This is a genomic window from Arcanobacterium buesumense (assembly GCF_012563545.1).
Taxonomy (GTDB): domain Bacteria; phylum Actinomycetota; class Actinomycetes; order Actinomycetales; family Actinomycetaceae; genus Arcanobacterium; species Arcanobacterium buesumense.
In genome coordinates this window covers 1,080,216-1,092,863 of sequence record NZ_CP050804.1, presented here as the reverse complement: position 1 = coordinate 1,092,863, position 12,648 = coordinate 1,080,216, and the positions used below count along the sequence as shown (strand labels likewise).

Here is a 12,648-nt window from a genome sequence, read left to right as displayed (position 1 = left end):
TTACTGTTCGCGGGTAGAACGCGCTGTGTAATGATCTTTAGAATGGACCTCACGTACTTTATCGATTGCGCGATCGCGGTCTTCCCAGTTGCGTACTAGCATGAGGGCAGCGTCAAATTCTGCTGTGATAATTGAATTGGGACGATATGTTAAAAGAGAGGCGACGACGGCGATAGTCACGTTAGCTATAAAACCGGGGACAATTTCATAGAGATCGAATATTCCACCTGAAAGGTTGGACCATATGACGACGGTAAGCGCACCGGTAACCATACCAACTAAAGCTCCTTGAGTGGTGAGCTTACGCCAGAATAGCGATAGCAAAATAATTGGGCCAAAGGCGCCTCCGAATCCAGCCCAAGCAAAAGCAACGAGTTGTAAAATAGTATCTGATGGTGACACCGCTAAAAGAGCAGCAATCATAGAAATAACGATGACCGCTCCGCGTGAGAGCATGACACCACTTCTTTTCGATACATTTTTACTCAAGAATACAGCGTATATGTCTTCAACTAATGCAGAAGAAGAAACTAATAGTTGAGAAGATATTGTCGACATAATGGCAGCGAGAATAGCTGCGAGCATAAACCCGGCAATAAATGGGTGGAAAAGAATTTGGCCCATATAGATGAATACTTGTTCTGGGTTATCGAGTAGCCCGGCTCCAGATTGGTCAGCCCAAGCAATTCCTACTAGAGCAGTTCCCATAGCGCCAAGAATGGAAATAACCATCCAGCCAATACCAATTCGTCGTGCAGGTTTTGCTTCTGATGGTTGGCGTAAGGCCATGAACCGCACGATAATATGTGGTTGTCCGAAATATCCTAGCCCCCATGCCAATGCGGAGAAAATACCAATAATTCCAGCCAAACTTAGCGTATCGCCACCCACGAACGAATGTAAGTTGGGATTAATATTTTGTGCCGAAGATATTGCGGCAGATGGACCACCTACCGTAACTAGACCAACAATCGGAACAAAAACTAAGGCAAGAAGCATCATGATGCCCTGAACGAGGTCGGTCCACGATACGGCAAGAAATCCACCTAATAAGGTGTAGAGGATTGTTACAACGGCGATAAGTAACATCCCAGTGAGGTATGAGGTGCCAAAAGCTGCTTCAAAGAATATCCCTCCAGCTACGAGACCGGATGATACGTAAAAGGTGAAGAAAAAGAGAATAACTACACCCGAGACGATACGTAGTGCATGGGAAGAGTCGCGGAGTCGTGAATCTAAGAATGAAGGGACAGTGATCGAATTATGGGAAACTTCAGTATAGGAGCGTAGCCGCGGGGCAACAAATTTCCAATTCAGCCATGCACCAGCCGTTAAACCTATAGCAATCCAGGATTCGATAAGGCCATGAGCGTATAAGGCCCCTGGAAGGCCCATGAGTAACCAGCCAGACATATCTGATGCGCCAGCTGAAAGGGCGGCAACGGCAGGATGTAGTTGGCGACCGCCGAGGATATAGTCATCAACCGAATCATTCTTTCGATAAGCCCATAAGCCGATGCCAATCATGGCAAGAAGATAAATGACCATTGCAATGGTCTGATAGGTTTTATCAGTCATAGTTCACGTCCCAAAATTGTTGTCCCTGTCAACAGTACATTACTGAGTCTGTTTAATGTAAGAAAAACGTAAGATTTCTCAGCGTAGAGATAATAATGAATGTATGATTTGACATATCACGAGTGCTGGGCTCCTGGTACAACTGTGAAAGGACGACAGTGAAAATGAAACCTGATATTAAAGGCGATATTAGTCTTTCCGATGTTGCGAATGAGGCGATTAGCCAAGCGCGAATCTGGGCTGATCGAGCAGCTCAGCTTCCTACAGACCGTGCCGGTAAGCTCTTAGCGGATGTCTTAGCCTCCCCTGGAGGTTTAGACTTCACAATTGATTTTGTTGATAAAGTTATTCGACCAGAAGACAAACGTGTAGCGGCCCGCAATTTGGCAAAACTGTCTGATCAAAAAATTGATTTCCTTCCGCCATACCTTGCGTTGCCGGCAAACGCTGGTGGCAAACTTGCAACATTTGCACCCCACGTCGTCGTCGGATCTGCGTTCCGTGTCTTTCGAGCACTCGTTGGTGACCTCGTCCTTGATATAAATCCGAAAAAACTCGGTCCAGCTATCAAAGAGATGCGAAAAGATGGATCTCGGTTAAACTTAAATCTCCTTGGTGAAGCAGTTTTAGGTAAGAAAGAAGCTGCTCGCCGTCTCAATGCGGTCATGGACTTACTCGACCACGACTATGTCGATTACGTGTCAATCAAAGTTTCTGCAGTTCTTGGTGTACATAACCCGTGGGGATATCACAACGCAGTCGAACATGCTGTTGAAGAACTTTACCCGTTATATCAAAAGGCTCATCGTCTGCATAAATTCGTTAACTTGGATATGGAAGAATACCATGATCTACATTTGACGATTGATGTTTTTAAGAGCTTGCTCAACAGATCTGAGTTTCACGATCTAGAGGCCGGAATCGTTCTACAAGCTTATTTGCCAGATGCGTTACCAGCGATGGTTGATTTGCAAAAATGGGCAAGCAAACGAGTTAGCAACGGCGGGGCCCCCATTAAGGTTCGCCTCGTCAAAGGTGCCAACCTACCAATGGAACGCGTTGATGCCATCATGCATGGCTGGGATCTTACCACCCAACCTTCTAAAGCAGCTTCGGATGCTAATTATCTGCGGATGCTTGAATATGCGCTACGTCCGGAGCATTTAGCTCATGTCAAACTCGGCATTGCCGGTCATAACATGTTCTCGCTGGGGTTTGCATTGTCACTGATTAAAAAACGCGATATTACCTCAGGATACGAAGTTGAAATGCTCAAAGGTATGGCAACAAACCAAGCCGAAGCGGTACGAGAAGATGTTGGGCATATCTTGTATTATGTTCCAGTTGTAGATCCAGCTGAATTTGATGTTGCTATTTCCTATCTTGTACGTCGCCTTGAAGAATCATCTGGATCAGAGAACTTCATGTCCAACGTCTTCCAATTTCCGCATGACGAAAGTGTTTTCAATCGTGAACGTGACCGATATATCGCTGCTCTTTTAGGAGCATTTTCTGAAGAATATGAAACGCTTTGTGCAGCTTTCTCACACGTTGATCCCGCTGATATTCCAGAACTACGTTATGGGCGAAACCGTAAACAGGACCGTGAAAAAGATGATGTCCCTATCATGTCATCATTCGCTAATAGTGCGGACTCTGACCCCTCGTTACCAGCAAATATAGCTTGGGCAGATCGTATATTTGCTGAGATTCCTCATACTTCTTTAGGAACTGATTTAGCAGACAGAGCCCGCGTTCATAGTTCCGCTGAGATTAAAACATGTATTGATAGGGCTCGCGGGCATGCTGAAGAATGGGCACAGCGTCCGGCATCCGAACGTGCAGATATTTTACGCAATGCAGCGAAAATTCTTGGAGAACGCCGGGCTGAGCTGATAACTGTTGCAGCCGCTGAATGTGGAAAAATCCTTAGCGAAGGGGATATCGAAGTTTCGGAGGCAATCGATTTTTGCCAATACTACGCAGATTTAGCTGAAGAACTCTACACATTTGACGGTGTGGAGATTATTCCGGCGCAGGTGAGCGCTGCGATACCACCGTGGAATTTTCCTATCGCAATTCCAACAGGCTCTGTTGTGGCGCCGTTGGCAACTGGTTCGGCAGTCGTATTTAAACCTGCTGAACAAGCCCGCCGAACAGGTGCTCTAGTTGCGCAAGCATTATGGGATGCTGGTGTACCGCGAGATGTGTTGCAACTAGTTGATATTGCCCCGCAGGACTTACCAGATGCTGGCCAAGCCCTAGTTGTTCACAGCGATCAGGTAGTCTTTACAGGTTCTGCCGAAACAGCACAACTATTCCGATCATGGCGTCCGGATTTACGGCTCTTCGCGGAAACATCTGGAAAGAACGCTATTATCGTCACTCCCCAGGCAGATATTGACCTTGCTGCTAAAGACATCGTCACATCGGCATTTGGTCATGCTGGCCAAAAGTGTTCGGCATGTTCACTGGTGATTTTAGTTGACACTATGGCTGAATCCAAACGTCTCCTTAATCAAATCGTGGATGCTGCACGTTCCCTTCATGTAGCTTACCCACACGTACCTGATGCGGAAATGGGGCCGGTTATTGAACCGGTAGCTGGGAAGCTAGAACGTGGCTTGACGCAACTTGGACCTGGTGAACGCTGGATTCTCACTCCTCGCCGGCTAGATGATAGTGGCCGGCTATGGAGCCCAGGAATTCGTGTTGGTGTTAAGCGAGGATCAGAATTCCATATGACAGAATACTTCGGTCCTGTTCTTGGCATTATGTATGCCAACGATCTTGATGAGGCTATTGATATTCAAAATGCGGTTGACTATGGACTAACTGGTGGTATCCACACTCTCGATAGTGCCGAAATTGCGCATTGGCTAGATCATGTCCATGTCGGAAACGCCTATATTAATCGCGGGATTACGGGCGCGATTGTACGCCGGCAACCATTTGGCGGATGGAAGCGCTCTAACGTGGGAACCGGGTCGAAAGCAGGCGGGCCAAATCACTTATTAGGCCTTGTTCAGGTTAAACCAGCGGCGAAGGTTGAGGAATCTGCCGAATTGGCGTCCTTAACGCATGAGCTGTTGGTACAACTCGATAACCTGTATCGCTCCATTGAACCGCAAGATCAGTATTCCTTTAGACACGCGCTTCGAAGCATTAACAATGCGCTTGACACTCATTACTTACGTGCCGAAGATGCCTCTCGGCTAGAGGTAGAGAAGAATATTTTGCGCTATCGTCCGGCATCCGTTCACGTCCGACTCGAAGATCGTCAAAGCTGGGATTTGGCGGTGGCGATGATTGTTGGCGCATCAGTTGCGGGTGCTCCGGTGAGCTTGTCAATTGCCGGAGAGTTGCCTGGATCGTTTGCAGTATTGCTGGATCGGCAGGGAATAGAGGTAACGGTTGAGTCCCACGATGCATGGCTTGAACGTCTTACACAAGCGCCAGCGTATCCTGCCCGAATCCGTTACATTGGTTCTCAATCTTCCGATGTAGCTAAAGCTGTTGACGGTTCGGTAGATGTTGCGATTTATAGTGATCCGGTTACTGGAAACGGCCGAGTTGATCTTCGACCATTCTTCCGAGAACAAGCGATTGCCGCGACGAACCATCGTTTTGGTGACCATACAAAGATTCTTGAGGGAATCATTTAACATGAGGGAATCATTTAAGAGGTAACTGTAAGGGGGCTGATGCGTACGCATCAGCCCCCTTACGACCTATAAAGAACGTTTACCGGTTGAGAAGACAACGTGTTGTATCTCTTCGCCTAGCAGTAAAACTCTAGATGAGAGAGCTACATGCTAGAATGCCGGGATGATTTCCCCATTCGGGTAAGACTGGCGAATAAAGTCGGCAACTTGTGGATCATGTATGAGCTTTTCTAATTTTGCGATTGCCGAAGCTTTGGGAGAATCCTTTTTCCATGCCAAAATATTGGCATAAGGATTATTTTCACCAGATTCGATGGCAATGGCATCTTGTGCTGGATTTAGTCCATGATCGAGTGCAAAATTTCCATTAATCACAGCAATATCCACATCTGGTAGTTGTACTGGAATGATTGTTGGATCAGCCTCAATAACTTTATAGTTATGGGGATTAGTAGCCAGATCGTGAATCGTTGGGTTTTCCTTATCAGCCAAGGTAAAAAGCCCAAGTTTTTCTAAGAGTTTCAGTGCACGAGCCTGGTTAGACGGATCATTATTAACTAAAATAGTTGCCTGATCAGTTAGTTCTTTAATCTCGTCAATCTTCTGAGAAAACACTGCATATGGCTCAATTTGAATACCAGTTCCATGTTCGAATTCGTATCCTTTTTCCGCTACTTCAGTGTCGAAATATGGAAGGTGTTGAAAGAAGTTGACATCAAGTTCATTTTGATCCAGAGCAACATTGGGTTGGATGTAATCGGTATATTCCTTGATCTCAAGCTTAATACCAGCATCTTCCGCAAGATTGTCGTTAATAAAATTGAGGATATCGGCATGGGGGACAGGCGAGGCGCCAACTGTTAAGGTGACAACCCCGTCGTCGTTCGCAGAATCTGCATTGTTTTGTGGCGACGTGGAGCAAGAAGTTAGAGCTAGGGTGCTGGCGAAAGCAAGGGTAGCAAATTTTTGGAATTTCATTTTTCCTCTTTATATCAGGATGTTTATCGTTTGTGTCAGGGGCATATATTCGCTATCAATTAGAAGAATTCTAGCGATAACGGCATTATGCGTTGAAGGATGCTAAGGCGTGGAGCATCCCGGCTGGTTGTGCCTTAGCGGTGATCAACCAGCCGGCTCAACATATCGCCAATCCACTGAACGATTTGCACCATGATAAGAATAACGATCACGCTAATAATTACGACATCAAAGTTATGCCGAGTATATCCATGATTGATAGCTAGGGCGCCTAGCCCGCCGCCACCCACCATTGACGACATTGCGGAATAACCGATAACAGTAATTGTTAAGATCGTGATTGATTGGATAATTGCCGGCAAAGCTTCACGAATGAGGACACCTGTCATAATTGCTAGCGAGGATGCGCCAGCCATTTGTGCTGCTTCAACTTTGCCGTGTGATACTGCCAGTACGTTTGATTCTACGAGGCGCGCAAAATAAGGTACGGCAGAGACAATGAGGGCGATGGTAAATGCCGGCCAACCAACTGTGGATAGTCCAGGAATATTAATAAGGCGAATTGCATAGAGTACAATAACGGCCAATATAATAAAGGGTATTGCGCGGCCTATATTGACTATTGCCCCGAGTGTCTTATGGAATATCCGGTGGGGGATAAGCCCTTCTTTACGTGTTTCGGCAAGAATAACGCCCAATGGTAGACCAATAATTACAGTGATAAGTGTTCCTAGCCCAACCATGTAAATGGTTTCCATAATTGCACCAAGAAGTTGATCTTGGATTACTGGGCGATTAAACCAGGTTCCTTCGTCGCGCCGTGACGCAATGGCGGCGAGGGTAGATACTTCTGGAGCTATGCTAATCATGCTTCACGCACCTGTGCAAAAATGGTTGTTTTGTCAAATTTTGTTGCGAAAAATTCTCCGTGTCCCACTGGGACAGTTAAAGCTAACCGACCTACTTGAACATCGCCAACTGATTCGAATGTACCGGCAGCTATATCGGCTCCTAGTTCGGCGACTTGGCTCAACACAAGTGAACCGGTAGGTTTTCCAGGTTCGGAGGTGAAGTAAAGGTCAATAACGTCGTTAAGCTCACGGATTTCGCGGTCAAGTTCGGGTAGCGGAATGAGTTTTTTAGCTAATTCCGAGGTGGGATCTTGTAAAATATCATCGATCCGGCCAGTTTCTTGGATACCACCAGCGTCAAGTAGCGTAACAGAATCGCAGATCTTTCGTACAACAGACATTTCATGGGTAATGACGACGACGGTGACTCCAGTTTGGTCGCGCACGCTTTTTAGTAAGTTGAGGATTGAGTCAGTTGTTTCAGCGTCTAACGCTGATGTTGGCTCATCTGCGAGCAACACACTTGGTTTATCGGCTAAGGCGCGGGCAATGCCTACTCGTTGGCGTTGGCCACCTGAAAGTTGTGCTGGATATGATGTTGCGCGGTCGTGTAAGCCAACTAAACGAAGTAGCTGTGTTACGCGTGCATCGATTTCTTTTTCAGGAGTTTTTGCTATCCGTAGGGGATAGGCAATATTTTCATATGTTGTACGAGCTTCGAAAAGGTTCGCTCCTTGAAAGACCATGCCAATATGACGGCGGGCAACACGTAGCTGACGGGAGTTGAGCTGTGTAAGGTCTTGACCGTCAACTAGAATAGACCCAGATGTCGGTTGTTCTAATGCGGTTAGGCAACGAATTAACGTGGATTTTCCGGCTCCAGATTCTCCTACGATACCGTGAATCGTGTTATCTGCGATAGTGAGCGATAAATTTTTAAGTGCGTGAACAGCTGGACTACCCTTGCGGGGATATATCTTTGAAACATTTTTCAGCTCGATCATGCATTCCTCCATCGTTCTCGGCAGTAGCACCCACCATGGTTGTGGGTTGCTGCAGCTTCCGTGAGCCGAGTCTCTCAGCTGCTCATGATGAATAATTCTACCGTTCCATGTTAGCTGATTAAAAGCAAACTATCCCAAATGATGGACATCATACTCTTCACAGATGTGCGATTAGAGGTCTGACTGGCAGTTCGGCAGAAAGGGATAGCCGACATCAAAGTATGTCGGAACCAGGTGCAAAGATGGAAATATGAGAGAACAATATGTTGAGAATAGCCAGATAACTGTCCTACCTACATTTCGCAGGGATACGCATCAAGTGGTGGAAGTCTTTCCATTGGCGGTATCTTATTGCGAAAAATCTGATTCTAGCCAGGAAAGCGTTGTGCCTTCGGCAAGAACTGCCGAAGGCACAACATAAGCTATAAGATAGTGAAGATTAGCAATGAGCAGCAGCAACTGCTAGTTCAAGTGCCTTTTGGAACTTATTTTCCCGTTCTTCAGCAGTCATATCTTGGCCTGGAACGGTGATGTGGTCTGAAACGGTCAAGACTGCAAGTGCCTGGCGGTCATATTGAGCTGCTAAGCCATATAGTGCACCGGCTTCCATTTCAGCACCAAGGCAACCAACCCGAGCAAGAGCATCATTATCTGCCGGATCAACACCATAGAAACGGTCACGTGAAACAATTGGGCCTACAACAACGGTGTCATCCTCACCAGCGGCATCCGCCGCTGCGCGAACAAGCTCATAGGAAGCAACTGCGGAAAAATGTGTGTTAGGGGTGAGATAGGTATTCATGACACCTTCATAGTGTGCGCCATTGGCGATAATAACATCACCAACTTTGACCTTTGGTGACAGCCCTCCAGCGGTTCCTACACGAATTATTCGTTTCACGTCATAGTGCATGAAGAGCTCATTAACGTAAATGGAAAGCGAAGGCTGTCCCATACCTGATGCCATAATTGATAGTGGTTTTCCATTAACTTCGCCAGTGAAGCCGAGGATTCCGCGCACATCAGATACCAGTCGGGCATCTGGCATCAAGAGTTCAGTCATGCGAGCTGCGCGTTTTGGATCGCCTGGCATTAAAACTGCCGGTGCGAAATCACCTAGTTCGGCATTAATATGTGGAGTTGCCATGGAGATTATCCCTTTCTACTTTCTAATAGGGTGAGCTAAATGCTCGCTATATTTCCATACTCTCACACTTATCTATGACAAGCGTGGAGGAAAGTTATCCCTTTGTCGATCTGCCGACGATGTTATTCAACTTTCGAGTGAGTTGAGCGCGCTTGTATGCTCGTCGTTCTTGTGGCGATTGAGATTGGGCAATATTCTCATCGAATGCTTGCCAGTACTGCGTACGTAATTCTAAAAAGTCGCGTGGTGGTCCACCAGGGCGGTCTTCCATCGTAGCCAAGTATGGGTAAAGATCGTGACCGCGTAGATATAGAACAATAACGTTGATCGCGGCAACTATTGGGACACTGAATAGTGCGCCTACGATACCGGCAACTGAAGAACCGCCAGCAACAATAAGAACAATAGTGAGCGGATGAATGTTTAGCGCATTTCCTTGCAAAATTGGCTGAAGTAGATTTCCTTCAATTTGTTGGACAACTACAATTCCGACCACCATCATGCCAGCCATAAAGAATGATTGAGTGTTGACTAAAACAATGATGACTGCAACGAAACCGGAAAGGAAAGCACCAACAACAGGGATAAAAGCCGCTAAAAAGACGATAACTCCGATGGGGAAAGCGAGGCCTAATGGGGTCTTGAGGAATATAGCAATGACTGCGATACCAACAGCGTCAACAAAAGCCACTATTGCTTGCGTGCGTGTGTAGTTACCAATCATGACCCAAGCTCGGATACCGGCTTCATTTGCAGAGTTTTGATAGTGCAACGGTAAAAGTCGAACACACCAGCGCCACAGCCGGCGGCCATCTTTGAGGAAGAAGAAAAGAGTGAAAATCACCAAAATAAAACCAGTTAGTGCTGAAGTGACAGTTGAGCCAACTGCTACCACACCGCCAAGAATATGCCCTGAATTATTCGTTAGTGTGTGTTGTAAGGAGTTCCAAGCTTCGTTAACTTGGTTCCCAATGTCTGGAAAACGCCGGGTTACCTCGTCGATGATTGTATTCATACCGGCGTATATTTGGTCAGAAACTTCGGAGAAACCGGAAATGATGCCAACGCTTGAGCCCCAAATAAGAAGGCCAATAAAAGAAATCAAGAGCAGAAGCGTCGCCGTTGCTGCTAATCCAGCAGGAAACTTCAGACGTTTCATTAATCCGCTGGCAAAAGGCTCTAAGATGACTGCCAGTAGGAGCGTCACCATCGTAGAAATGATAATGGTATAAAAATGTAAACTGAGCCAACCTGCTGTGGCTAAGACAATAGCTACGACGATTAATCGCCATGACCACGCGGCCGCAGTGACCAACGGCTGTGGAACTCGGTGGACAGAGGTATGGTCATTCGAACTTGCCTGCATAAAACGCTCCTTACATGCGTAGAATGTCTCTAGCTTACCAATTAGTTGGTGGTATTCGAGCTGAATGATCAAAATAAAACAACCATGGAGAACTATGACACACTACAAGTTAATCGCCTTCGATTTAGACGATACGTTAGCTCCGTCTAAGTCTCCTTTACCGCAACCGATGGCTCATGCGCTACGTCGACTCCTTGACATCACCGAGGTATGCGTCATTTCCGGAGGGCAGTTTGCTCAGTTTTCTACCCAGTTGTTAGATAACCTAGGAGCAGATGAACATCAGCTGGAAAAATTGCATCTTATGCCCACCTGCGGAACGCGGTATCTGAGGTATATTGATGGCCAATGGTGGACAATATATGCTCAGGACCTGTCTGAGCACGAACGCCAAGCAGCCTTAGCCTCCTTAGAAAAACGAGCGAAACAACTAGGACTATGGGAAGCGCAGACGTGGGGACCAATTCTTGAAGATCGCGGTTCACAAATTACATTTTCCGCACTGGGACAACAAGCGCCAGTAGAAGCCAAAAAGGCGTGGGATCCGAACCGAACTAAAAAAGAAGCTCTCCGGCAAGCAGTCGCTCAAGACTTGCCGGATTTGGAAGTGCGTTCTGGCGGTTCAACATCGGTTGATATTACTCGCGCAGGTGTTGACAAAGCCTATGGTATTTCTCAGCTTGCACAACAAACTGGAATTGCCGTTGCCGATATGCTTTTTATCGGGGATCGGTTAGATGAGGGCGGAAATGACTATCCGGTGTTGAAACTAGGAATAGCTGCTCATCAGGTTCATGGGTGGGAAGATACTGCTAGATTTGTTATGAGGTATGTTGATGAGCAAGGAACAAACAATGGCTAAGAAGACGTTGTCAGAACTAAGCGAAACTGAGATTGATGCTCGGATTGCCAAATATGAATCTCGTCCGACTGCACACCAAATTGCTGGGGGAGCCGAATCTGGCTTTGCTTGGTTGATGACGATCTGTGGTGCAATTGGGATATGGGCGGCAATTTCGCTTCTTGTTGCGGAAAAGCAAAAACTAACCCATCCCGACAGCGTTTTACCTTGCGATATTAACCCGCTAGTGGGATGCGGTAAATGGGTTGGAACTTGGCAAAATGAAGTATTTTTTGGGGTATCTAATTCGGTCTACGGCTTAGCATTCTTTGCCGGTATTACAGCTCTCGGCTTAGCTTTGGTTTCCCGTGCCCAGTTTGCGCGGTGGTTATGGCAAGCGCTATGTGGCGGTCTGCTTGCCGGCATGGTGTGGGTTGTGTGGTTTATGTACCAAAGTTTCGTTGTTGAGGGATCATTGTGTCCATACTGCTTTGTGACGTGGCTGGTAACAATCATGCTTTTCGTTCACGTCACCGCACGTAGCGCACAGGCCGGTCACTTTGGACAAAAGTTTGCCGACGCCGGTCGCGCATATGTGCGCAATCGATGGATCGGCGTCGGCTTTGGATATGGACTAATTATTGTCTTAGTCGTTGTTGTTTTCTGGGATCAGCTACCGCTTTTCTTCGCGTAAAACGAAAATTATAGCGCGTCCATATATTCTGGAACGTATTCGCCATAGCCGAGTTCTACAAGAGCACTACGAAGCGTCATCATAGCTTGAGTAATGTCTGCCGCGGGGGCTGGATTGGCATTATGGAGATCGGCGGCTTGCTCAGATTCCGCAGGAATGACGTGAACATGGGTATGTGGCACTTCAAAACCTAGAATCGTTACTACTGCGCGTTCGACGTCGAAGGCTTTTTCTTGAGCGCGGGCAATAATTTGTGCCACGTTCATAGCATGAGCAAAAACGCGTGGTTCGACGTCGCTAAATTTTGCGACTTCAGCGCGAGGAATAACCATCACGTGACCGGGACGTACCGGTTCAATCGTTGCCATAACGACGACGTCGTCATCTGCCCAAACAAATTTTCCGGGATATTCGCCGGCGATAATTTTTGTAAATATACTACTCATAGATCCAGTCTAGCGCGTTTAGACGTTTGATGGATCACACGTGCGTTAGGCAAAGAATGTCGGTTGCCTGCGATACCA

At 46.8% G+C, this 12,648-nt stretch carries 10 protein-coding genes and 1 riboswitch; of the genes, 3 read left to right on the top strand and 7 right to left on the bottom strand.

The window, feature by feature from the left end; translation table 11 throughout:
• Positions 1 to 1,578, bottom strand: a complete 1,578-nt coding sequence (gene putP / locus HC352_RS04925; protein ID WP_168917848.1) for a sodium/proline symporter PutP — start codon at positions 1,576 to 1,578, stop codon at positions 1 to 3.
• 164 nt (positions 1,579 to 1,742) lie between these two features.
• Between putP and HC352_RS04920 the strand changes: the two genes are divergently transcribed.
• Positions 1,743 to 5,243: a proline dehydrogenase family protein gene (locus HC352_RS04920; RefSeq protein WP_168918616.1), complete on the top strand. Its 3,501-nt coding sequence runs from the start codon at positions 1,743 to 1,745 to the stop codon at positions 5,241 to 5,243.
• 150 nt (positions 5,244 to 5,393) lie between these two features.
• Here HC352_RS04920 and HC352_RS04915 read toward each other — a convergent pair whose 3' ends face one another.
• The 5 genes from HC352_RS04915 to HC352_RS04895 form a co-directional block, all read right to left on the bottom strand.
• A complete protein-coding gene (locus tag HC352_RS04915; RefSeq protein ID WP_168917847.1) occupies positions 5,394 to 6,221 on the bottom strand; it encodes a MetQ/NlpA family ABC transporter substrate-binding protein in 828 nt (275 codons plus the stop codon).
• A gap of 134 nt (positions 6,222 to 6,355) precedes the next feature.
• Entirely contained in the window at positions 6,356 to 7,090 is a 735-nt protein-coding gene (locus HC352_RS04910) for a methionine ABC transporter permease (RefSeq protein ID WP_168917846.1), read from the bottom strand.
• Positions 7,087 to 8,076 (bottom strand): methionine ABC transporter ATP-binding protein, encoded by a 990-nt coding sequence (locus HC352_RS04905; protein ID WP_168917845.1) that lies wholly within the window; start codon positions 8,074 to 8,076, stop codon positions 7,087 to 7,089. Before HC352_RS04905 ends, HC352_RS04910 begins: the two co-directional genes overlap by 4 nt.
• Positions 8,077 to 8,081: 5 nt before the next feature.
• Positions 8,082 to 8,170: riboswitch (SAM riboswitch) on the bottom strand.
• Positions 8,171 to 8,515: 345 nt separating this feature from the next.
• Positions 8,516 to 9,223, bottom strand: coding sequence for a purine-nucleoside phosphorylase (locus HC352_RS04900; RefSeq protein ID WP_168917844.1), 708 nt, complete (start codon positions 9,221 to 9,223; stop codon positions 8,516 to 8,518).
• Between the two features lie 94 nt (positions 9,224 to 9,317).
• Entirely contained in the window at positions 9,318 to 10,589 is a 1,272-nt protein-coding gene (locus tag HC352_RS04895; protein ID WP_168917843.1) for an AI-2E family transporter, read from the bottom strand.
• 94 nt (positions 10,590 to 10,683) lie between these two features.
• Here HC352_RS04895 and HC352_RS04890 point away from each other — a divergent pair, with 94 nt between their 5' ends.
• Together HC352_RS04890 and HC352_RS04885 are read left to right on the top strand one after the other, a co-directional pair.
• The gene (locus tag HC352_RS04890; RefSeq protein WP_168917842.1) at positions 10,684 to 11,451 is read left to right on the top strand and encodes an HAD-IIB family hydrolase; all 768 of its coding nucleotides are present in this window, start codon (positions 10,684 to 10,686) and stop codon (positions 11,449 to 11,451) included.
• Positions 11,426 to 12,124, top strand: coding sequence for a vitamin K epoxide reductase family protein (locus HC352_RS04885; protein WP_168917841.1), 699 nt, complete (start codon positions 11,426 to 11,428; stop codon positions 12,122 to 12,124). Before HC352_RS04890 ends, HC352_RS04885 begins: the two co-directional genes overlap by 26 nt.
• 8 nt (positions 12,125 to 12,132) lie before the next feature.
• Here the strand turns inward: HC352_RS04885 and HC352_RS04880 are convergent, their stop codons facing one another.
• Positions 12,133 to 12,570: an HIT family protein gene (locus HC352_RS04880; protein WP_168917840.1), complete on the bottom strand. Its 438-nt coding sequence runs from the start codon at positions 12,568 to 12,570 to the stop codon at positions 12,133 to 12,135.
• Between the last annotated feature and the right edge of the window lie 78 nt (positions 12,571 to 12,648).